This is a genomic window from Salinicoccus kekensis (assembly GCF_900220995.1).
Lineage (GTDB): Bacteria > Bacillota > Bacilli > Staphylococcales > Salinicoccaceae > Lacicoccus > Lacicoccus kekensis.
Genome location: NZ_OBQF01000002.1, coordinates 221,344 through 241,003, shown reverse-complemented (window position 1 = coordinate 241,003; position 19,660 = coordinate 221,344). Strand labels below are relative to the sequence as shown.

The following is a 19,660-nucleotide window of genomic DNA, read 5'->3' as shown; positions in this document are numbered from 1 at the left end:
CAGACCGTCCCGATGTGTGCGATGAGCTGCTGGATCAGTTGCGTCGTCCACGCTTTTTATTCATAAAATGAACCAAAGAGGGGTGCATTCAAATGACTTTTTCCATTACGGCAAGATGTGCAAAAACGAATCAGCTGGGCATCGCGATATCGACCAAGCTCCCTGCGGTGGGCGCATTATGCCCATACGCAAAAGCGGGCTTCGGTGCAATTTCAACGCAATCCTTCATCAATCCTTATATCGGCATCAACGGCATCAGTTACCTTGAAGACGGGCTGGGCGCCGAAGCGGTTTCGGAAAAAGTGCTCGCCGAAGACCCCGATCCGGAAAAGCGGCAGGTGGCCATCGTGGATGGGGACGGCGGATCTGCAGCATTCTCGGGAGAGCAATGTGACGGGTGGTACGGCCATTTGACGGGCACAGGTTATGCGGTTGCCGGAAACATGCTGGTCGGGGAAGAGACGATCATTGAAATGGAAAAGACGTTCAAAAACACTGAAGGTCAGCCCTTATCCGAACGGTTGACGGCTGCCCTCGAAGCCGGGCAGGAGGCGGGCGGAGATAAAAGGGGCAGGCAGTCGGCGGCGTTGCTCGTCGTTGATAAGGAAAAGTATCCGCTGTTCGATCTCCGGGTCGATGATCATCATGATCCCGTTGCGGAACTGCGCCGCATCTATACAGTCACCGTAAAAGAGCTCTCCCCGCTGATGAAGATGCTCCCCACACTTGCGAATCCGAAAGGCGCATTTGTCCCCCGGGACATCAGTCTGATTCAGGACGAGAAATAAAGAACACCGATCCGCCGGAAGCCACGCTTCATCCGGTTGACTGGTGTTCTTTATTATTCATCCTTACCGCTCCCCGGCGTCTCGCGCCGGAAGGCGACGATCAGGCTGACGACGACGATGATGACGAGGCCGATCATCAGGGGGATCTGGAATTGGGCGGGGATGCTGTCGTGCAGGAAATAGTAGATTGCGATCGCTGCGATGAGGGTGAGTAAAAAGTTGAGCCATTTGTAAGCTGCAGTATCCATAAGACCTCCAAAAGTCATGTGATTGATAGTCATCCATTTTCAATAATGTTATCATAAATTTAAAGAGATCATTACCAAATAGGAGGATTTATCATGAATTACATTATGAGCATCCAGTTACTCCCGTACTACCCGGATAAGAATGAGGCATTCTCAAATGTGGACAGTGCCATCGACATCATCGAGAACAGCGGGCTTACGCATTTTGTCGGCCCGATGGAGACGACCGTCGAGGGCAGCATCGATGAGCTGTTGAACCTTGTGAAGAAATTGAACAGTCATCTGGGTGAAGATGGTGCGGCCAGGGTCGTCAACAACATCAAGCTCGTCCAGTCATCAGAAAAGATCTCCATCAAAGAAATCCTGAAGGATTATTACGAGTTCGACGACGAAGAGTAGGCGAACCGGGGAGCGGGGTGGAATCATGGCGAAATGTCCGATATGCGGCCATAAGTGGACGTACAGACAAAAAGTGCTGGGGTATGCACTGAAACCGAGGACGCGGACGAAATGCCCCGACTGCAAATCATATATCGAGCCGTCCACTGCGTCGATCATCGTCGACTATGTGGCGGTCCTGTCGCTCGCGCTGCTCGTCTTCATCGGCATCCCGCTCATGCAGCTGCCGATGGGCACCTCGGTCATGCTGACAGGTGCCCTCATCCTCGTTTATATACTGGGCGTCATCCCGTTGACCGTCCGCTTCAAACAATATGATTACAAAATAAAGACACCCGGATAGGGTGTCTTTATTTTGCCCGCAGGTGGGTTGGGGAATCGCAACGTTGTGCCAAGGTTGCCTCGAAGGTTACGGAAACAGGTGCCGAAATCGCAACGTTGTGCCGGGACTGTCCCAAAGGTTGCGGAAATAGGTGCCGAAATCGCAACGTTGTGCCGGGCTTGTCCCAAAGGTTGCGGAAACAGGTGCCGGAATCGCAATATCATGCCTGGATTGTCCCAAAGGTTGCGGAAACAGGTGCCGAAATCGCAACGTTGTGCCAAGGTTGCCCCGAAGGTTGCGGAAACAGGTGTCGGAATCGCAACGTTGTGCTAAGGTTGCCCCGAAAGTTGCGGAAACAGGTGCCAAAATCTCAACGTGGTGCCAAGGTTGCCCCGAAAGTTGCGAAAACAGGTGCCGGAATCGCAACGTTGTGCTGAGGTCACCCCGAAGGTTGCGGAAACAGGTGCCGGAATCGCAACGTTGTGCCAAGGTTGCCCCGAAAGTTGCGGAAACAGGTGCCGGAATCGCAACATCAGCCCGAAACGACCTCAAAGGTTACGCATCCGGGTGCCTCTCATAATAAACTTCGCCGCGCACGATCGTCATCACGAGTTCTTTATTTTCATCGTACATAACGAGGTCGGCTGGGTGCCCCGCCCGGAGCATCCCGCGCTCATGGATCATCCCGAGTGATGTCAAAGCGTTGAAGGAGGTCATCCTCACGATGTCCATCCAGCCGCAGCCGGTGAACTCGAGCATGTTTTTGACCGCCTGCTTCATCGTCAGCACGCTGCCGGCAAGGGCGCCGCTTTTAAGGCGTGCTGTGTTCCCTTCGACGAAAACCTCCTGACCGCCGAGGTCGTACCGGCCGTCGCCGGCACCCTGTGCGCGCATGGCATCGGTGATCATGATCATCCTGTCGGATGTGATGTTATCGTAGGCGAGCTTCACCATTTGAGGCGTCGAATGCACGCCGTCCGCAATGATTTCCACATAAGCATCGCCCATGAAACTGTAGCCGACCACACCGGGCTCCCGGTGATGCAGCCCGCGCATCCCGTTGTACAGATGGGTGATGTGCGCGAGCCCGTGCCGGTGTGCATCCTCGAGCTCGCGGTATGTCGCATCGGTATGGCCGGCGGAGGGGATGATGCCAAGCTCTTCCATCGCCTGCAGCAATTCAGACTCCGGATCTTCCTCGGGCGCATAAGTCATGAGGCGTATTTGATTACCGGAAGCGTCCTGCAGTCTTCGGAGCGTCTCCGCATCCGGCGGCAGGATGAAGCGGGGGTCCTGTGCACCCGGGTGCTTCATCGAAATAAAGGGCCCCTCCTGATGGATGCCGAGCATCTCGGCACCGCCCGCATACCGGTAGTCCGACAGGTTTTCGATCGCGGCGCGGATCTCGTCAAGGCTTGAGGTCATGGTGGTCGCCAAAAATGCGGTCGTGCCGGTCGAAGGCAGGTGGCGGCTGATCGCCCTCACAAAATTTTCATCCGCATCCATGGCATCCACCCCGGCCGCCCCGTGTATGTGGGTCTCCACAGCGCCGGGGAGAAGATAGTGTCCCCGCCCGTTGATTGTCCGGGCGGCCGCCGGCACTTCACTCATCGGCCCGATGGCGGCGATATTTCCCCCTTCGATCTTCAGCCACTGGTTTTCCATCATTGATTCGTGGGTGACGAGTGTGATGTTTGTGATCAGCAAAGACATGGCAGGCTCCTTTTTAAATATAATTTCACAATAAAATTGTGATTTATCCCTTTTATTTTATGTGGTATATTTATGTAAGATTACATGCTTTACATATTTTATCATTTTTTGATGAGGGGGAGAAATATGAAGGGGAAAAGTACGAAGGGGACAGGTGCGTTTCGTTACATTCAGAACATGGGGCGTTCGTTCATGCTTCCGGTTGCGGTCCTGCCTGCTGCGGCGATACTGCTCGGCATCGGCTATGCAATCGATCCGGACGGCTGGGGGGAGAACAATCTTGCAGCGGCGATTTTGATCAATGCGGGCAACGCGATTTTGAACTATTTGGCGCTGATATTTGCAGTGGGTCTTGCATTCGGGATGTCGAAGGACAAAAGCGGTGCCGCGGCACTTTCGGGGCTGGTATCATTCCTTGTGGTCATCACACTGCTCAGTGCGGATGCGGTCGCAATGTACACCGGCACCTCGCCGGATGAAGTGAATGCAGCTTTCGGGGTCATCGAGAACAACGTCTTGATCGGTATTGTGACCGGTCTGATCGCGGCGGCACTCTACAACAAGTTCAGTGATGTGAAGCTGCCGGAATATCTGGCATTCTTCAGCGGACGCCGTGCGGTGCCGATCATCGCATCATTCGTCATGATTTTCGTGAGTCTGGTTTTATTCTTCTTATGGCCGCTCCTGTACGGTGCGCTTGTGACATTCGGTGAATGGATATTGAATATGGGTGCACTTGGTGCGGGGATCTACGGATTTGCGAACCGGCTTCTGATTCCGACGGGGCTGCATCACGCCCTGAACTCGATCTTCTGGTGGGATACCGTCGGTATCAACGATATTCCGAACTTCCTGTCGGGGTCGGGCGAACAGGGGATCACCGGCCGTTATCAGGCAGGGTTCTTCCCGATCATGATGTTCGGGCTGCCGGGTGCGGCACTTGCGATGTACCACACCGCAAAATCGAAATATAAGAAAGCGGCGGGGTCGCTTCTGCTTACAGCATCACTCACCGCTTTCCTGACCGGGGTGACGGAGCCGCTTGAATTTTCATTCATGTTCCTCGCACCGCTTCTGTACGTCGTACATGCGCTGCTAACCGGGATTTCAATGTTCATCGCGGCAACGTTCGAATGGACCGCAGGATTCGGCTTCAGTGCGGGGCTCGTCGATATGGTGCTCAGCCTGAACAATCCGGTCGCGAACCAGCCGTGGATGCTCCTCGTGCAGGGTGTGTTCTTCTTCATCCTGTACTACGTCATCTTCAGGGCGCTCATTCCGGCACTTGATTTGAAGACGCCGGGCCGCGATGATGCGGTGCTGAGTACTGAAGAGGCAACGGAGGATGACGGGGATGAGGATACGGTCCGGCCTTCACATGCAGATGACAAATACACGCGTAAGGCGGATCAGATCCTGATCGGTCTCGGCGGCAGGGAGAACATCGACACGGTCGACTACTGCACGACGCGCCTCCGCATCAATATCCATGATGAGTCAAAAGTGGATGAGGGGCAGATCAAGGCGGCAGGTGTGCACGGCATTGCGAAACCGGGCAAAAACAATATCCAGGTCGTCGTCGGCACAGAAGTCGAACATGTCGCAGAAGAAATGAAGAAAATGCTGTAAATTCATGAAGCACCTCTTTTCAGGGGTGCTTTTTTCATCGGACGGACGGGTAAAAGTGGTAGTATGATATTTAAAGAAAAGGGGAGGTACATCATGTTTTTATATCAGCATCCCGTCAAGGTCCATTTCGGGCAGGGCGTATTTTCGGAACTGGAAGATATGCTCAGGCCTTATAATTTTTCATCGTACGTCATCGTCATGTCGGCTTCCCAGATCGACAACGGGCTCGACCGCCTTGTGAAATCGCAGCTCGGGGACGACGTCAAAGATGTCGTGACCAACATCACACCGAATCCGACGCTTGAAGACGTCCGGCGCATCGTCGGCGTAATGGAGACGCATGAGGCGGACTGCCTGATCGCGATCGGCGGCGGTTCAGTGATGGATGCGGCAAAGGCGGCCGCAGCAGTTTATTTGGAGAGCATCGATATCGACCGGCTGCTGGAACGGACGGATTTTCAGGTGAGCCTGCCGGTGATCGCCATTCCGACGACGAGCGGGTCCGGGTCCGAAGTGACGCCGGTGAGCGTCATCAGTGATGAGGCGAACAGCCTGAAAGTGCCGCTTATGGGTGAGGGGCTTTATCCCGAAGTTGCAATCGTGGATCCGGAGCTGACTTTGACATGTCCGGCTGCAGTCACGGCGGTCTCAGGCATCGATGTCATCTGCCACGCACTGGACTGCCTCGGATCGGCCGCCCATAATCCGATATCGGACGCGCTCGCCGTTTCTGCTGCCAGGCTTGCATTTGAAAACCTGGAGCGTGCGTACCATGAACCGATGAACAACGGGGTTCGGGAGAACATGGCGGCCGCAAGCCTGATGGCGGGGATGGCCATTTCACAGACCGGGACTTCGGGTTCGCATGCTTTGAGTTACTATATGACCTCCCATTACGGTGTGCCGCACGGGGAGGCCTGCGCGCTCACTGCAGGCGACTGGTACATCATCAATGCACAGGCGAACCCGGAGCTTGATGCGCATGCTGAGATGATTGGGTTCAGTGATGCCCGGGATCTGAACCGGCGCCTTGATGAACTGAAGCTTGCGGCGGGCCTTGCGATGACATTTGAAGATCTCGGCATCGGACATGGCGGTATCGAAGAGATCATCGAGCGGGGGTTTGCAGCAGCGGATATGAAGAACAACATGGCCCAACCGGAGCAGGCGGAAGTGTTCAGATTTTTAAGTCAGAAGTAAATCTGGTATAATGACCGAAAATAGAAAAGGGAATGAACAATGGCAGACAAAAAGTACATCAGGGTCGTCGGTGCGGTCATCGTGAACTCCGATGATGAAATATTATGCGCCCAGCGGCCTGAAGACAAAAATTTAGCGCTGAAATGGGAATTTCCCGGAGGTAAGGTGGAAACTGGCGAAACTGAAACAGAGGCACTTGTACGGGAACTGGAAGAAGAGATGGAATGCCGGATCGACGTACTGGATAAAATAACGACAACCACATATGAGTACGATTTCGGCATTGTGGAACTCACGACTTATTACGCGGAATTGCTTGCAGGAGAAATCAAACTTTTGGAACATGTCGACATGAAATGGATGAGCCGGGAAAATATCGGTGACCTGGACTGGGCACCGGCGGATATACCGGCAATAGAAATGATTCAAACACAAAAGGGAGCTATCAAGTAAATGAAAGTCTCGATAATAGGGGCAGGTAACGGCGGCATTGTAGCAGCGGCGGATTTGACTGAAAAAGGGCACGAAGTGACTTTGTACCACTCGAAAAATGCTTTGAAGGATCCACACCCGAACATAATGGAAGGGCACGTGGGTTTCAAAGGCCGGCTGGTCCGCTTCCAGCAGTACACGCAGGACCCGAAACTCGCTGTGGCCGATGCGGATGTCATCATGACATGCCTGCCGACCAACGCACTGCTCGATATTTTTAAAGAAATCAGTCCGCATCTGAAAGATGGACAGATGATCTATATCAACGGTGCGAGCTCGATGTTCAGCATCCTGATCCACAATTATCTGAAAGAAACGAGACCCGAACTCCAAGTGTATGTCGGCGAATCCATGTCGCTCACATATGCTGCAAGATACGACTACATGGAAAACGAGGCGGCAGTGATCCTTTACAGCCATCACAACCTGTTCAGCGCCTACCCGGCGGCAGACACCAAGGTGATGCTTGAAAAGCTGGATCAATTGTATGACTGCTTCGTGCCGGCGAAAAACATCATGGAACCGGCACTGAACAACGGCAACCCGGAAAGCCATCCGGCGCCTGCGATTTTGAACACGGGGTTCATCGACAACCGGGGCGATGAGTTTTATTTGTATAAGGACGGCGTGACCGAACACACGATCAAAGTGATCGAAGAGATCGATATGGAGCGCCAGGGCATATGCAGGGCGCTCGGCCTCGATGCGGTCAGTAAAGCCGAACGTTCCGTGCGCAGCAAATATTTCAGGGAAAGCGAGTCGTTGCAGGAGCAGTATAATACAAGCCCGATATTGAAAGACCTGCCCGGCCCGTCGTCACTCGAGAACCGCTATATCGTCGAAGACGTCACCAACGGGCTCATGCTCTGGAAGAGCATCGCCGAAGCGGTGAAGGTGAAGACGCCGACGATAGACTCGATCATCCATCTGACGCGGTTGATGCTGGATGAAAAATATTTCCATCACCCGCTGACACTGGAACGCCTCGGCCTCGACGCCGGACGTGATCTGAACGCACAGGTATAAGAAAAGCCGGCTCTGGGCCGGCTTTTTTATTTTGAGATAACCTTCAAAACTTGATCTGGATCAATTTTTTAAAGCAGCAAAGCATCTATAATGAAGTTAAGATCAGATCAATACTAACGGGAGGTTATATGATGAAAACAAATTTGAAGACAGAGGACCTGACATGCCCAAGCTGCATCAAAAAGATTGAAACGGGCATCGGCGGCACGGCCGGTGTCAGCAAAGTGGATGTGAAGTTCAATCTCAATAAAGTGACTGTCGAACACGATGATACCGTGACGGGCGACGAATTGAAGAATACCATCGAAAAACTCGGCTATCCGGTCAAGTCGGTCAAGACATCCGCATAATATGAAAAAGCAGCCCAAGGCTGCTTTTTTTAATCGTTCTTATTATGGACCTTCATATTCGTGCCGCGGTTGTCCGCGATTTCTTTGGCACGCTTTTCGGCATCCTTCTTACGGTCGAAAGTTGCGGACGCCTGTTTTGCGCCGACAGATTTCACTTTCCATTCGTCATCTTCAAAATAAACTTCAACGTCGTTGTCGATCAGGTCCGGCCCGCGGCTGTTGTCATCGTCATGGTCCTGGAGGTCTTTATTCTCGAGCTTTTTAAGGTCTTCTTTGGAAGCGTCCTTGTACCATTCCTGCGCCTGCTCCGTGCCGATCGGGATTGCCCGGTTCTCATCGTAGCCTTCCTCGAGCATCGCATTGATGATGTCGATCGCCTTCCTGCGCTCAAGCCGGTCCAGGTTTTTCAGGGAATCCGGGTAGTCATTCATTGTGTAAGCCAAGATAGTACACTCCTTTTAAAGATTTTAGTATCATTATACCCGAATCGAAATCTTTTAATGGAGGCGGGAGTCATGTTTTTCACTTATGAAGTTGAAACGGCCGAGCGCAACGAATTCGTAAACATCGATCATCTGGCATCGGAGGTCCTCGGGAAGAGCGGAATCACGGAAGGCATCATCACGGCATTCACCCCGCACACCACTGCAGGGGTCACGATCAATGAAAATGCAGACCCGGATGTGACGCGGGATCTCGTCTACGGCATGGGGGAGACGTTCGATAATAAAAAAGAATACCGGCACGCGGAAGGGAACTCGGATTCCCATATGAAATCTTCGCTGACGGGGGCGAGCGAGACGTTGATCGTCCACGGCGGTGAAATCATCTACGGCACATGGCAGAGCCTTTATTTTGCGGAATTTGACGGACCGAGGACAAGAAAGGTTTATTTCAAAGTGCTGGAAGGGTAGAGTATAAAAAAGCCCACACTTCTTAGGAATGAAGTGCGGGTATATTAGGAAATGCTTATGTAATTGGAGCTGTCTATATCTTAAACGCATTTGGGACGGTTGTCCATAAGTTTTTTCCTGTCTTCACAATATTAATGATCAGGAGGTTTTATCATGTTCGGATTGATCAAGGGACTGCTCGGCGTACTGTTCAAACTCTTCATCGTCGGCCTTGCAGCAACGGCGATAGTGGTTGCGGTCGTCGTGTTCCTGCTGAAAAAAGATGTGGACGAAATCAAAGAGTTCACCGACCAGCTTAAGCGCGAAGGACTCGAAGGATTGAAGTTGAACCAGTAATAAGGGAAGGCCGGGTATCCCCGGCCTTTTTTGTATGAGTTTTGAGCAGTGGTGGAGAGAGAGGGGCGGTTTTGAGCCGGACAGAAGTGCGGGTGTTGGTGCCTCCGTCCGGATTGAGAGACGGAATCCAGACAGAGGTGCGGGTGTTGCTGCCTCCGTCTGGATTTGGAGATGGGGTCCAGAGGGAAGTGCGGGTGTTGGTGCCTCCGTCCGGATTGAGAGACGGAATCCAGACAGAGGTGTGAGCGTTGGTGTCTCTGTCCGGAATTGGAAGAGGAATCCAGACAGAGGTGTGAGCGTTGGTGTCTCCGTCCGGATTGGGAGACGGAATACAGACAGAGGTGTGAGCGTTGGTGCCTCCGTCCGGATTGAGAGACAAAATCCGGACAGGGCTGTAATCATCAGTTTCTCCGTCCGGAATCAGAAGCAGAATCCGTATGGAAGTTCGAAGCTCAGTGTCGCCGTCCGGAATCGAAAGAGGAACCCAGACAGACCCGGGAGTACTGCCACCGCCATCCGGTCAAAGACGCTGCACCGAAGAATCACCAACAAAAAAGAGGCCGTAAAGGCCTCTTTTGTCATTCGTTCAAAGCTTGTTCCAGGACGGAGATGTTCTCGCGCATGATCGACTGGTATGTGGCATCGTCTGGATCATCCGCCGTCAGCACTTCCAGGTTGTGGAACTCCAATGGTTCTGTATCAGTGGAATTCTGGATTGTATCTGTAATGCGGGAAGTGATGTTCTGCTCGTACAAAATATAATCTATATTGTGAGATTCGATGTCGTCAACGATGCTCATCAGTTCCTGCTGGCTCGGCTCCTCATTGTTCAAGCCGTTGATGGCGGCCTGCTCAAAACCGTATCTGTCAGCGAGATAACCGATGGATTCGTGGGAGATGTAGACGGTGTCACGTCCAGTTTCTTCAGTGGCGACTGCCAGCTCCTGATTGATTTCCTCCAGGTCGCTGATGAGCGCCTCGTAGTTCTCTTCATACATGGATGCTTCTTCAGGGTTCAATTCGGTCAGCTTATCTTTAATCACTTCCGCCATGGACTGGGAAAATACCGGGTCCAGCCAGATGTGGGGATCGGTCGAGCCGTGATCATGATCATGCTCCTCATGGCCATGCTCTTCATGTTCCCCGTGCCCGTGGTCATCATCTACCTCATGCCCATGTTCATGATCGTACTCCAGCAACTCTTCATCCGAAATGTCTGCAGCAGCGGGCAGGAACTCGGTATGGCCGTCGACGGCATTTTTAATGGTGTTTGCGACCGGATCGAATTCATCTGTCGTGTAGATGAAAAGGTCCCCTTCTGCAAAGCCGACCATATCTTTCTGGGTCGGTTCATAAGTATGGATGTCCACGCCTTCCGGGTAGATGGTCTCGACATCGACGGTGTCCCCGCCGATCTGTTCGGCGAAGCTTTTAAGCGGGAAGACGGTGGTGTAGACTTCGAGTGTCCCGCCGTCTTCGGCGCTGCTGTTTTCATTGCTGCAGGCGGCGAGTGCGAGCAGCATTACAGGTATCAATATTTTTATTATATGAGTCATTCATAGGGCTCCCTTAAATAAGAATCATTACGGTTTAAAGTATATCGTAACGGTTACGATTAATCAATATTTATTTAATAAATTTATTGTGATTACCAGTTGAAAAATCACACATAAGCATGTAGAATAGATGGGTGACTAAAAATGAAGGTCTTGGATATATACGATTCATCCAGCAAGCCGGATGATCAACTGGCCAGTTGATTAGTACACAGACCTCATGTTCAAGAATATTATTTAGGAGGGAATATTGATGAGAGTAAACGTAACTTTAGCTTGTACAGAATGCGGAGACCGCAACTACATTACAACTAAAAACAAAAGAAACAATCCTGAGCGTATTGAAATGAACAAATATTGCCCAAGAACAAACAAATACACATTACACCGTGAAACGAAGTAATGTTTTTAAAAGGTACAAAGTCTAAATATTTAGACTTTGCACCTTTTTTTTGTGAATAAAGCCAGGTGAGCCGAAGTTTGTCCCGGCCGTGCCGTTTTTGATTTGAATGATGTCTATATATGTTATAATCAACTTAAAATCACGATTAAAAAAGGAGTACACAAAATGACTACAATAATGGATGGTAAGAAAGTCGCCGCTCATTTATCAGAAGAGATCAAAGAGGTCGTCGAGAAGTCCCACAGCCTCGGCATCACGCCTAAAGTCGCTCTCGTCAGGGTGGGTGATCTATCCGATTCGATCTCCTATGAAAATGCGGCGGTCAAACGCTTTGAAAAGCTGGGTATCGAGACGGAGCGGTTCTCTTTTCCTGAAGACGTTTCGGCCAGAGCTTTCCTGAGCCGTTTCAGGGAAATCAATGAAAACTATGATATCAACGGCATTCTGCTGCTTCAGCCGGTTCCGGAGCATATCGACATGAAGCGTGTCGTCGAAATCATGAACCCGATCAAAGATATCGACGGCATGACACCTGAGAACATGGGGAAACTCCTCGTCAAAGAAGACAACCGTCTTGAGCCGTGTACACCAGCAGCAGTCATGGAAATGCTCAAATTTTACGATATCGACCTGAAAGGTAAAAATGTCACAGTCGTCGGTGCGAGTGCAGTCGTCGGCAAGCCGCTCTCCATCCTGCTCATGAACCAGGAAGCGACCGTCACGACATGCAACCTGTATACGGATGACCTTGTCTCCAAATGTAAAGATGCAGATATCATCATCAGTGCCGCGGGCGCTGTGAACCTGATCGACGAGCAGCACGTAAAAGAAGGTGCAGTCGTCGTCGATGTGGGCATCAACTTCAACGATGAAGGTAAACTTGTCGGCGATGTGAACTACGAAGCGGTCAAGGACAAGACTTCCTTCATCACACCGGTTCCCGGCGGTATAGGCGCAATCACGACGACTGTGCTTGCCTACCACCTGATGCTTGCGACAGACTATCAGAAAGAGCCTGTCCTGTTCCTGGAAAAACAATTGTCATAACATGACGATATCCAATATATCGATGAAAGAAATAAAAACCATCTCCTCATCGTCAGTCCTCTGACCAACGACCATCATGCTCCAGACGTCTACGGAGATGACTTTCAAGTCGACGGGGAACTTGTAGCCGTCATGGTAATATTCAATGCGCACCTGCCTTTTCAAGGCAAGTGCGTTTTTTAATGTGCGGTCGATCTCCTCCAGACGGTCGTCGGACAATTCGGGACGGCTGATCTTCACCTGATCCTCCTGCATCTTCCGGACATTTTCAAATTGTTCCGGCATCGTGGCGAAGGGTGCCCATTTAATCATGCCCCGGCCTTTGGGGATGTTTGAATTCAGCGATTCTCTCGGCATATCACGATAGTCCATCACAATTCCCTCTTTCTTCATGTTCTATTTGTTATCCACATTATACGAACATATGTTCTATTAAGCAAGAGGAGGAATTTATTCACAGCTCATAAAAGCATGTTAAAATAAACCTATCAATCAGAAAAAAGGTGACAGGATGAAGAAATTGATCGTAATACTTATACTGCTGGCCGCGGTGATCCTGGTGCTTTCGCTGCCGATCGCACCGGAGACGAGCGACACCGAAAGGGTGATCGTCGACCACACCCTGGGCGTGATGGTGCACCCGGCCTGTTATGAAGACGCGGGGCTCACCAACTTCATAGATGAAGTATCCTACAGCAACGCCGTGGAAAACTATGAATATGAAATTTTGGGAGAATGCTCGGAAGAGCAGCTCGAGACAGGAAGAACAAGTATCTTAAGTAAGATATTTGATTAATAAAAATATATTGTCTTTTCTGATAATTGATGTTATATTATAGCCATACCATTTTTTCATTCTTTCAACTATTATTTGGAAATAGCCTTCCAATGCAGAAAAGGAACCGGGGACGGTTCCTTTTTTGTGTCTTCAGGGAGTGGAGGATGGTTGGGAAACGCAACGTTGGGCTTGAGTTCGGCATGAGGTTGCGAAAACAGGGTGCTAAAACGCAACCTTGACCAGGGAGACATCACAAGGTTGCGAAAATGGGGTGCAGAATCGCAACGTTGACCAGCGACACCCCGCAAAGTTGCGAAAACAGGGTGCTAAAACGCAACCTTGACCAGGGAGACATCACAAGGTTGCGAAAATGGGGTGCTAAAACGCAACGTTGACCAGGAGACACCGCAAGGTTGCGAAACCTACCCGCCGCCACACCGCCCAACGCCATAAACCATCAAAAATAAAGACCGGCCGGAACTGCACAATGGCAGTTCCGGCCGGTCTTCGCTTTATTTAGCCAAGTGCTTTCGTGATGTTCGGAACGACTTGTTTTTTACGGGAGACGACGCCTTCAAGCAGCGCGGTGTCTTCATCGAGGGAGACGTCGAATGCCTGCTCGACGATGCCTGCATCGGAGCCGAGGGCGATGACGGTCGAATTGGATTCAAGGATGTTCGTCACGACAAGCACAAACAAATCGTAGCCTTCCGTTTCGATTTCTTTGTGGATCGCCTCGGTGATTTCCGGTTTACGGTCGAGCACTTCGTCCACATCGACGACGTTGATCTGTGCAATGCGTGTCGTCTTCGGTCCCATGTCGAAAGTTTTCGCATCGGCCGTGACGAGTGATTCGGCGGATTTGTCCTTCGTCGAAGCGCCTGCCTTCAGCATCTCGATGCCGTACTCGTCAGGGTCGACGCCGGCGATCTCCTGGAGCGCACGTGCTGCCGCGATGTCTTCATCCGTCGTCGTCGGCGATTTGAATAAAAGCGTGTCGGAAATGATCGCGGACAACATCAGTCCGGCCATTTCACGGCTGATTTCGAAATCATTCTCCTTGTACATCTTATGCAGGATCGTCGCCGTGCATCCGACGGGCTCAGCCCTGTAGTAGAGCGGGGATTCCGTCTGGAAGTTTGCGATGCGGTGATGGTCGACGACTTTCAGGATGTTCGCCTGTCCGATGTCTTTTGCGGACTGCTGGAATTCGTTGTGGTCGACGAGGATGACATCGTCGCCTTCACCGACGCCTTCAATCAGTTCCGGCGCCCCGACACCGAAGTGGTCGAGTGCGTACTGCGTCTCGGGACCGACTTCGCCGAGGCGTGTCGCGACGGCTTCGTTGCCGAGTTTAGTTTCAATATCTGCGAGTACAATCGCAGAAGTGATCGTATCCGTATCAGGATTCTGATGTCCAAAAATTTTAACAGCCATTATGAAACTCCTTTTTAAAGTATGATAATTTTATTTTAACATTTGAAGTGCGCGCGTGCTACGGTTCGATGACGGCGCCGAGGGAATTTTGGAAATGCTTGAGTGACTCGGTGTGTGCTTCCGGGTTGAAGGAGGCGACGCATGATTCCGGCACGATGATGTCATATCCGAGATTGTACGCATCGACTGCTGTGTGCATGATGCATATATCCGTCACCACACCGGTGAGGACGACCGTATCGACCCCGCGCTCCTGCAGCAGCTGATGGAGCCTTGTGCCCGAGAAGGCGCTGTAGCGTGTCTTATCGAGGAAAAATACATTTTCCTGCGACTTGACCGCCTCGTATTTCTTTAAAACTTCCCCGTACAGCTCGCGTCCCGGCGTGCCGTCGATGTTATGCGGCGGGAACAGCTTGTACTCCGGATGGTAGATGTCATTTTCGAAATGCAGGTCCATCATGAAGAACACGAACTCCCCGTCCCGAACGGCCGAATCGATCCGGCCTGCGATATTTCCTTCGATGCCCATCGCCGGTTCCCCGGCTGTGAGCTTTCCGTCGGGCGCGACGAAATCATATGAGTAGTCGATTACGAGTAATGCCTTGTTCATTTTATCATCCCTTTACATAATCTCGTTTAGTAACCATATACACTATATTCAACAGGAATACAATCAGAATCGCAACGACAAAAAATGAAAAGTACATATTTCCGGCAGTGCCCGTGATGACGGCTCCGCCGATCACGGGTCCGAGTATGCTGCCGACGGAGAAGGCCATGCCCGCGATCAGGTTTCCGGCAGGGAGGTTGTACGACGGCGTCATATCCGCCATATAACTGATGCCGAGCGAGTACATGGAGCCGACGAAGATTCCTGCGAGTATGAATAAAACCATCAGCAGCCAGAACGACGACGTATACACTTCCATCAGGAAAAACGCGCCGGCACCGAGGAGAAGCAGCACGCTGATCAGCCGGCCGCGCCCGACCCGGTCGCCGAGTGCCCCGATCGGCACCTGCAGGAGTATCGCCCCGAAGGAGAACATCGGCAGGATCCACGTGACCTGTGATATTTCAAAATCGTTACGTAAGGCGAACACCGGGAAGTTCGTATTCAATGAACCTTCGAAGATCCCGAAGAGCATCGGCATAAGGAAACATGCCCAGCTCGTGATGATGACGGCTTTGAAGTTCTTCAAAGTGTTGAAGAAGCTGCTCGGCACACCGGAATCCACAGGTTTTGCGCCCGGCGCATCCGGCAGCAGGAAGATCAGCGGCCAGGCGATCATCGTCAGTACCCCTGAGACGATGAACGGCAGCGCTTCATTGAAGACGACGAGCTCCGAGACTTTCGGCCCGATCATGAAGCCGAATGAGAAGAACAGGCCGTAGAACGCGATGATCTTGCCCATCTGCTTGGGCGGCGTCGATTGGATCAGCCACGTCTGCGTGCTGAAGTGGAGTACATTGTCCGCGACCCCGACGATGAGCCGGAGGACGAACCAGAACCATATGCTCTCGAACGCCGGGAATAAAAACAGCGAAATCCCGACGGTGGCGCCGCCGATGATGATCATCGGCATATAGCCGTATTTCCTGAGCGGCGCCTCGATGAACAGCGCGGAGACGAAGACGCCGATGTAGAGCCCGGAGGCATGCAGCCCGCTCAACGTCGGGGATATGCCGCGGTCTTCGAATATGAAGGAGATCAGCGGGAGCAGCAGACCCTGTGAAAATCCGGAAATGCAGACGATGATGGACAGTATGATGAATTTACGTTTAAAACCGGTTGAGTCCATGAAAACCTCCGATGTTTGATTGTTATATCCCGCCGGTCCTGTGTTAAAATGGTGGTGATTGAATTATAACCGATGACACACACCTACAGGAAGGACGGAAATTATGTATCAATATGAAGATGACAGCTTTATGCTCCATACAGATTTGTATCAGATCAATATGACTGAAGTCTATTATAATAAAGGGATGCATGAACGGACAGCAATTTTTGATCTTTATTTCAGAAGTATGCCTTTTGAAAACGGTTACGCCGTTTTTGCGGGACTTGAGAGGATCATCGATTACATCTCGAAGCTCCGGTTCACGGACTCGGATCTCGAATATTTGAGGTCGCTCGACTACAATGAAGACTTTCTGGCATATCTTGAAGACCTCAGGTTCACCGGGAATATACGTGCGGTGGAGGAGGGCCAGGTCGTCTTCAACAATATGCCGCTCGTGCAGGTGGAAGCACCGCTTGCCGAAGCGCAGCTCATAGAAACGGCACTTTTGAACATCGTCAACTACCAGACGCTCATCGCGACGAAGGCGAGCCGGATCCGGCAGATCGCCCCGGATGATACTTTGATGGAGTTCGGTTCAAGGCGTGCCCATGAATTCGATGCAGCGGTGTGGGGCGCAAGGGCTGCGGTCATCGGCGGCTTCGACGGCACGAGCAACGTCCGGGCGGCGAAGCTCTTCAACCTGCCGCCGAGCGGCACGCATGCCCATGCGATGGTGCAGGCATACGGCGATGACTATGAGGCGTTCAAGGCATATGCCACGACGCACAAAGACTGCGTGTTTTTGGTCGACACCTTCGATACGCTGCGTTCGGGCGTGCCGAATGCAATCAAAGTGGCCCGCGAGATGGGTGATAAGATCAACTTCATCGGCATCCGCCTCGATTCCGGGGACATCGCGTACCTTTCGAAGAAAGCGCGCATGATGCTGGATGAGGCGGGCTTCCATGATGCGAAGATCATCGTCTCGAACGACCTCGATGAAGTGACGATACTCTCACTCCAGTCGCAGGGGGCGAAAGTCGACAGCTGGGGCATCGGCACGAAGCTGATCACGGCTTACGACCAGCCTGCACTCGGTGCGGTCTATAAGCTCGTCGCGGTGGAGAACGATGCGGGTGAGCTTGAGAGCCGGATCAAGATCTCCGGCAATGTCGAGAAGGTGACGACACCGGCGAAGAAGAATGTCTACCGCATCATCAACAAGCAGACCGGCATGAGTGAAGGTGAATACATCACCCACTACGGGGAGGAAGTGAACACCGGGACGCCGCTCCTCATGTTCCATCCGGTGCATACGATCAAGCGGAAACTCGTCCATTCATTCGAAGCGGTGGATCTTTTGAAGGAGATCTTTATTGACGGTGAATTGGTTTACAAATCCAATACGGTGGAAGAGATAAGGGAGCGCCTTGATTACAATCTTTCCACTTTATGGGAAGAGTATAAGCGTTTCCTGAATCCGGAGGAATATCCGGTCGACTTGTCCCGGGAGCTTTGGCAGATCAAACAGGATCTGATCGAGGACGCAAGCAATAAAAAACTGGAGTGATAATATGAGACCACGTCAGGAAGAAATCATCAAAAAATTACATGTGAAGAGTGAAATTTCACCTGAGGAAGAAGCAAGGGAGATTATAGATTTCATGAAAGGGTACTTGAAAGACCACCTTTTCCTGAAGTCACTTGTGCTCGGAATATCCGGCGGGCAGGATTCATCACTGCTCGGCAAGCTTGCACAGATGGCGGTGGATGAACTGAATGAGGAGGGGGACACGGACAAATATGCGTTCCATGCATTGAACCTCCCTTACGGCGAGCAGCAGGACAAACAGGATGCGCTCGATGCAGTCGAGTTCATCAACCCGACAGAAATCAGAAAAATAAACATCAAAGCATCCGTGGATGCAAGCATCGATGCACTGCATGAGGCAGGCTATGAAATCAATGACTTCGTCAAAGGCAATGAAAAGGCGCGTGAGCGGATGAAGGCGCAGTATGCGGTCGCAGCAGCGACGGACGGGCTCGTGCTCGGCACCGACCATGGGGCCGAGGCGATCACCGGATTCTATACAAAATATGGTGACGGCGCCTGCGACATCGCACCGCTCGTCGGCCTGAACAAACGTCAGGGCAAAGAGATACTGAAGCACCTTGGCGCCCCGCGCCACCTTTATGAAAAGATACCGACGGCGGACCTTGAGAGCGACCGTCCGATGCTGAGCGATGAAGAAGCGCTCGGCGTCACTTATAATGCGATCGACGATTTCCTGGAAGGCAGGGAAGTGAGCGATGAGGATTATGAGACGATCATCACCTGGTATGAGAAGACGGAACACAAACGCGTCCTTCCATATAACCGCTATCACAAACCTATAGACTAACTTAAGAACCGGAAGGGAAATGTAAGATGCTGGAGATGATTTCCGAAAGTGCAATATTGATGGTGCTCGTCATTTTCACCATCAACATCGTTTATGTCAGTTTTCTGACGCTGCGTACGGTGGCCCTCACCAAGGGCTACCGTTATTTGGCGGCATTTTTAAGTATCATGGAGACGTTCGTCTACGTCATCGGACTCGGGCTCGTGCTCGACAACCTCGATCAGCCGGTCAACGTCATTGCGTATGCTCTCGGTTTCGGTGTCGGCATACTGCTCGGGCTCTACATCGAGGAGAAGCTCGCACTCGGCTACATGGTCGTCAACGTCACGACCGGCCAGCGCGACAGGGACCTGCCGGATCATCTGAGGAGCCTCGGCTACGGTGTGACCCACGGCACGCAGTACGGCCGTGACGGGGAGCGTACGACGATGCAGATCCTGACGCCGAGACGATTTCAGCGGAAGCTGATCGATACGATCAAGGAGCTCGATGACCGGGCGTTCATCATCGCCTACGAACCGAAGACGATCCACGGCGGATTCTGGACGAAGAAGGTGAGCAGCCGCAAAGTTGCGGACTACGAACCGGAACACGTCGAAGAAATTTTGGAAGAAATCTATGAAGAGGAAGCTGTTGAGGCAAATGGCGAAACCACAAAAAAAGAAGAAGTTCAAAGTCGAAAAGAATGAAACCATCCAGGACTGCCTCGCACGCATGAAAGACGAGGGCTACACCCCAATCAGGCGCTTCGAGGTGCCGGTGTTCAAAGAAGAAGGCGGCACACCCGTCGTCAGCCACCAGGAAATACAGTTCGAAGGCAGGAAGATGGAATGATT

Annotated in this window: 25 protein-coding genes; 17 read left to right on the top strand and 8 right to left on the bottom strand. The window is 51.7% G+C overall.

The genetic code is table 11. From position 1 onward, the window contains the following. The first annotated feature begins 92 nt into the window (after nucleotides 1–92). On the top strand, nucleotides 93–788 hold the full coding sequence (locus CRN96_RS05945; protein WP_097040125.1) for a DUF1028 domain-containing protein: 696 nt from the start codon (nucleotides 93–95) through the stop codon (nucleotides 786–788). 53 nt (nucleotides 789–841) lie between these two features. Here CRN96_RS05945 and CRN96_RS05940 read toward each other — a convergent pair whose 3' ends face one another. Next, complete coding sequence (locus CRN96_RS05940; RefSeq protein WP_097040124.1) at nucleotides 842–1,036, bottom strand: hypothetical protein; 195 nt, start codon at nucleotides 1,034–1,036, stop codon at nucleotides 842–844. Nucleotides 1,037–1,129: 93 nt separating this feature from the next. Here CRN96_RS05940 and CRN96_RS05935 point away from each other — a divergent pair, with 93 nt between their 5' ends. Together CRN96_RS05935 and CRN96_RS05930 are read left to right on the top strand one after the other, a co-directional pair. Beyond that, on the top strand, nucleotides 1,130–1,435 hold the full coding sequence (locus CRN96_RS05935) for a thiamine-binding protein (protein WP_097040123.1): 306 nt from the start codon (nucleotides 1,130–1,132) through the stop codon (nucleotides 1,433–1,435). Between the two features lie 25 nt (nucleotides 1,436–1,460). Beyond that, nucleotides 1,461–1,778, top strand: coding sequence for a hypothetical protein (locus CRN96_RS05930; protein WP_097040122.1), 318 nt, complete (start codon nucleotides 1,461–1,463; stop codon nucleotides 1,776–1,778). Between the two features lie 534 nt (nucleotides 1,779–2,312). Here CRN96_RS05930 and nagA read toward each other — a convergent pair. Continuing rightward, a complete protein-coding gene (gene nagA, locus CRN96_RS05925) occupies nucleotides 2,313–3,470 on the bottom strand; it encodes an N-acetylglucosamine-6-phosphate deacetylase (protein WP_097040120.1) in 1,158 nt (385 codons plus the stop codon). 126 nt (nucleotides 3,471–3,596) lie between these two features. Here nagA and nagE point away from each other — a divergent pair, with 126 nt between their 5' ends. The 5 genes from nagE to CRN96_RS05900 all read left to right on the top strand — a co-directional run bounded on the left by nagE (nucleotide 3,597) and on the right by CRN96_RS05900 (nucleotide 8,167). Next, on the top strand, nucleotides 3,597–5,099 hold the full coding sequence (gene nagE / locus CRN96_RS05920; protein ID WP_245844559.1) for an N-acetylglucosamine-specific PTS transporter subunit IIBC: 1,503 nt from the start codon (nucleotides 3,597–3,599) through the stop codon (nucleotides 5,097–5,099). Nucleotides 5,100–5,192: 93 nt separating this feature from the next. Further along, entirely contained in the window at nucleotides 5,193–6,299 is a 1,107-nt protein-coding gene (locus tag CRN96_RS05915) for an iron-containing alcohol dehydrogenase (protein WP_097040118.1), read from the top strand. Nucleotides 6,300–6,338: 39 nt separating this feature from the next. Then, on the top strand, nucleotides 6,339–6,752 hold the full coding sequence (locus tag CRN96_RS05910) for a (deoxy)nucleoside triphosphate pyrophosphohydrolase (RefSeq protein ID WP_097040116.1): 414 nt from the start codon (nucleotides 6,339–6,341) through the stop codon (nucleotides 6,750–6,752). Further along, entirely contained in the window at nucleotides 6,753–7,817 is a 1,065-nt protein-coding gene (locus CRN96_RS05905) for an NAD/NADP octopine/nopaline dehydrogenase family protein (protein ID WP_097040114.1), read from the top strand. Nucleotides 7,818–7,948: 131 nt separating this feature from the next. Continuing rightward, entirely contained in the window at nucleotides 7,949–8,167 is a 219-nt protein-coding gene (locus CRN96_RS05900; protein WP_425442513.1) for a heavy-metal-associated domain-containing protein, read from the top strand. Between the two features lie 29 nt (nucleotides 8,168–8,196). Here CRN96_RS05900 and CRN96_RS05895 read toward each other — a convergent pair whose 3' ends face one another. Further along, nucleotides 8,197–8,610 carry a DUF2188 domain-containing protein gene (locus CRN96_RS05895; protein WP_097040110.1) on the bottom strand — a complete coding sequence of 138 codons (414 nt, stop codon included), beginning with the start codon at nucleotides 8,608–8,610 and terminating at the stop codon, nucleotides 8,197–8,199. 72 nt (nucleotides 8,611–8,682) lie between these two features. Here CRN96_RS05895 and CRN96_RS05890 point away from each other — a divergent pair, with 72 nt between their 5' ends. Next, on the top strand, nucleotides 8,683–9,081 hold the full coding sequence (locus CRN96_RS05890) for a secondary thiamine-phosphate synthase enzyme YjbQ (RefSeq protein ID WP_218839919.1): 399 nt from the start codon (nucleotides 8,683–8,685) through the stop codon (nucleotides 9,079–9,081). A gap of 153 nt (nucleotides 9,082–9,234) precedes the next feature. Continuing rightward, a complete protein-coding gene (locus tag CRN96_RS05885) occupies nucleotides 9,235–9,417 on the top strand; it encodes a hypothetical protein (protein WP_097040106.1) in 183 nt (60 codons plus the stop codon). Nucleotides 9,418–9,995: 578 nt separating this feature from the next. Here the strand turns inward: CRN96_RS05885 and CRN96_RS05880 are convergent. Next, complete coding sequence (locus CRN96_RS05880; protein WP_097040104.1) at nucleotides 9,996–10,973, bottom strand: metal ABC transporter solute-binding protein, Zn/Mn family; 978 nt, start codon at nucleotides 10,971–10,973, stop codon at nucleotides 9,996–9,998. A 253-nt stretch (nucleotides 10,974–11,226) separates the two neighbouring features. Between CRN96_RS05880 and rpmG the strand changes: the two genes are divergently transcribed. After that, nucleotides 11,227–11,376 carry a 50S ribosomal protein L33 gene (rpmG, locus tag CRN96_RS05875; RefSeq protein ID WP_097040102.1) on the top strand — a complete coding sequence of 50 codons (150 nt, stop codon included), beginning with the start codon at nucleotides 11,227–11,229 and terminating at the stop codon, nucleotides 11,374–11,376. 165 nt (nucleotides 11,377–11,541) lie between these two features. After that, nucleotides 11,542–12,423, top strand: coding sequence for a bifunctional 5,10-methylenetetrahydrofolate dehydrogenase/5,10-methenyltetrahydrofolate cyclohydrolase (locus CRN96_RS05870; RefSeq protein WP_097040100.1), 882 nt, complete (start codon nucleotides 11,542–11,544; stop codon nucleotides 12,421–12,423). Here CRN96_RS05870 and CRN96_RS05865 read toward each other — a convergent pair. Beyond that, nucleotides 12,418–12,795: a YolD-like family protein gene (locus CRN96_RS05865; RefSeq protein WP_097040098.1), complete on the bottom strand. Its 378-nt coding sequence runs from the start codon at nucleotides 12,793–12,795 to the stop codon at nucleotides 12,418–12,420. The genes CRN96_RS05870 and CRN96_RS05865 overlap by 6 nt on opposite strands. A gap of 139 nt (nucleotides 12,796–12,934) precedes the next feature. Here CRN96_RS05865 and CRN96_RS05860 point away from each other — a divergent pair, with 139 nt between their 5' ends. Continuing rightward, nucleotides 12,935–13,219 carry an alpha-amylase gene (locus CRN96_RS05860; protein WP_097040096.1) on the top strand — a complete coding sequence of 95 codons (285 nt, stop codon included), beginning with the start codon at nucleotides 12,935–12,937 and terminating at the stop codon, nucleotides 13,217–13,219. A 498-nt stretch (nucleotides 13,220–13,717) separates the two neighbouring features. Here the strand turns inward: CRN96_RS05860 and CRN96_RS05855 are convergent, their stop codons facing one another. Genes CRN96_RS05855 through CRN96_RS05845 form a run of 3 tightly spaced genes read right to left on the bottom strand, consistent with a single transcriptional unit; the run spans nucleotide 13,718 to nucleotide 16,437 of the window. Further along, nucleotides 13,718–14,641 carry a manganese-dependent inorganic pyrophosphatase gene (locus CRN96_RS05855; RefSeq protein ID WP_179647138.1) on the bottom strand — a complete coding sequence of 308 codons (924 nt, stop codon included), beginning with the start codon at nucleotides 14,639–14,641 and terminating at the stop codon, nucleotides 13,718–13,720. A 55-nt stretch (nucleotides 14,642–14,696) separates the two neighbouring features. After that, entirely contained in the window at nucleotides 14,697–15,248 is a 552-nt protein-coding gene (locus CRN96_RS05850) for a cysteine hydrolase family protein (RefSeq protein WP_097040092.1), read from the bottom strand. 4 nt (nucleotides 15,249–15,252) lie between these two features. Further along, the gene (locus CRN96_RS05845) at nucleotides 15,253–16,437 is read right to left on the bottom strand and encodes an MFS transporter (RefSeq protein WP_097040090.1); all 1,185 of its coding nucleotides are present in this window, start codon (nucleotides 16,435–16,437) and stop codon (nucleotides 15,253–15,255) included. Nucleotides 16,438–16,540: 103 nt separating this feature from the next. Between CRN96_RS05845 and CRN96_RS05840 the strand changes: the two genes are divergently transcribed. Genes CRN96_RS05840 through CRN96_RS05825 form a run of 4 tightly spaced genes read left to right on the top strand, consistent with a single transcriptional unit; the run spans nucleotide 16,541 to nucleotide 19,658 of the window. After that, nucleotides 16,541–17,992, top strand: coding sequence for a nicotinate phosphoribosyltransferase (locus CRN96_RS05840; RefSeq protein WP_097040089.1), 1,452 nt, complete (start codon nucleotides 16,541–16,543; stop codon nucleotides 17,990–17,992). A gap of 4 nt (nucleotides 17,993–17,996) precedes the next feature. Further along, the gene (nadE, locus tag CRN96_RS05835) at nucleotides 17,997–18,824 is read left to right on the top strand and encodes an ammonia-dependent NAD(+) synthetase (protein ID WP_097040087.1); all 828 of its coding nucleotides are present in this window, start codon (nucleotides 17,997–17,999) and stop codon (nucleotides 18,822–18,824) included. 29 nt (nucleotides 18,825–18,853) lie between these two features. After that, the gene (locus CRN96_RS05830) at nucleotides 18,854–19,513 is read left to right on the top strand and encodes a DUF2179 domain-containing protein (RefSeq protein ID WP_179647137.1); all 660 of its coding nucleotides are present in this window, start codon (nucleotides 18,854–18,856) and stop codon (nucleotides 19,511–19,513) included. Continuing rightward, nucleotides 19,467–19,658 (top strand): NETI motif-containing protein, encoded by a 192-nt coding sequence (locus CRN96_RS05825; RefSeq protein ID WP_097040083.1) that lies wholly within the window; start codon nucleotides 19,467–19,469, stop codon nucleotides 19,656–19,658. Before CRN96_RS05830 ends, CRN96_RS05825 begins: the two co-directional genes overlap by 47 nt. The last annotated feature ends 2 nt before the right edge of the window (nucleotides 19,659–19,660 follow it).

What these genes read in the sequence shown, in the direction of transcription:
- CRN96_RS05945 (WP_097040125.1), top strand. Translation starts at nt 93, where the DNA reads ATGACTTTTTCCATTACGGCAAGATGTGCAAAAACGAATCAGCTGGGC.
- CRN96_RS05940 (WP_097040124.1), bottom strand. Translation starts at nt 1,036, where the DNA reads ATGGATACTGCAGCTTACAAATGGCTCAACTTTTTACTCACCCTCATC.
- CRN96_RS05935 (WP_097040123.1), top strand. Translation starts at nt 1,130, where the DNA reads ATGAATTACATTATGAGCATCCAGTTACTCCCGTACTACCCGGATAAG.
- CRN96_RS05930 (WP_097040122.1), top strand. Translation starts at nt 1,461, where the DNA reads ATGGCGAAATGTCCGATATGCGGCCATAAGTGGACGTACAGACAAAAA.
- nagA (WP_097040120.1), bottom strand. Translation starts at nt 3,470, where the DNA reads ATGTCTTTGCTGATCACAAACATCACACTCGTCACCCACGAATCAATG.
- nagE (WP_245844559.1), top strand. Translation starts at nt 3,597, where the DNA reads ATGAAGGGGAAAAGTACGAAGGGGACAGGTGCGTTTCGTTACATTCAG.
- CRN96_RS05915 (WP_097040118.1), top strand. Translation starts at nt 5,193, where the DNA reads ATGTTTTTATATCAGCATCCCGTCAAGGTCCATTTCGGGCAGGGCGTA.
- CRN96_RS05910 (WP_097040116.1), top strand. Translation starts at nt 6,339, where the DNA reads ATGGCAGACAAAAAGTACATCAGGGTCGTCGGTGCGGTCATCGTGAAC.
- CRN96_RS05905 (WP_097040114.1), top strand. Translation starts at nt 6,753, where the DNA reads ATGAAAGTCTCGATAATAGGGGCAGGTAACGGCGGCATTGTAGCAGCG.
- CRN96_RS05900 (WP_425442513.1), top strand. Translation starts at nt 7,949, where the DNA reads ATGAAAACAAATTTGAAGACAGAGGACCTGACATGCCCAAGCTGCATC.
- CRN96_RS05890 (WP_218839919.1), top strand. Translation starts at nt 8,683, where the DNA reads ATGTTTTTCACTTATGAAGTTGAAACGGCCGAGCGCAACGAATTCGTA.
- CRN96_RS05885 (WP_097040106.1), top strand. Translation starts at nt 9,235, where the DNA reads ATGTTCGGATTGATCAAGGGACTGCTCGGCGTACTGTTCAAACTCTTC.
- CRN96_RS05880 (WP_097040104.1), bottom strand. Translation starts at nt 10,973, where the DNA reads ATGACTCATATAATAAAAATATTGATACCTGTAATGCTGCTCGCACTC.
- rpmG (WP_097040102.1), top strand. Translation starts at nt 11,227, where the DNA reads ATGAGAGTAAACGTAACTTTAGCTTGTACAGAATGCGGAGACCGCAAC.
- CRN96_RS05870 (WP_097040100.1), top strand. Translation starts at nt 11,542, where the DNA reads ATGACTACAATAATGGATGGTAAGAAAGTCGCCGCTCATTTATCAGAA.
- CRN96_RS05865 (WP_097040098.1), bottom strand. Translation starts at nt 12,795, where the DNA reads ATGGACTATCGTGATATGCCGAGAGAATCGCTGAATTCAAACATCCCC.
- CRN96_RS05860 (WP_097040096.1), top strand. Translation starts at nt 12,935, where the DNA reads ATGAAGAAATTGATCGTAATACTTATACTGCTGGCCGCGGTGATCCTG.
- CRN96_RS05850 (WP_097040092.1), bottom strand. Translation starts at nt 15,248, where the DNA reads ATGAACAAGGCATTACTCGTAATCGACTACTCATATGATTTCGTCGCG.
- CRN96_RS05845 (WP_097040090.1), bottom strand. Translation starts at nt 16,437, where the DNA reads ATGGACTCAACCGGTTTTAAACGTAAATTCATCATACTGTCCATCATC.
- CRN96_RS05840 (WP_097040089.1), top strand. Translation starts at nt 16,541, where the DNA reads ATGTATCAATATGAAGATGACAGCTTTATGCTCCATACAGATTTGTAT.
- nadE (WP_097040087.1), top strand. Translation starts at nt 17,997, where the DNA reads ATGAGACCACGTCAGGAAGAAATCATCAAAAAATTACATGTGAAGAGT.
- CRN96_RS05825 (WP_097040083.1), top strand. Translation starts at nt 19,467, where the DNA reads ATGGCGAAACCACAAAAAAAGAAGAAGTTCAAAGTCGAAAAGAATGAA.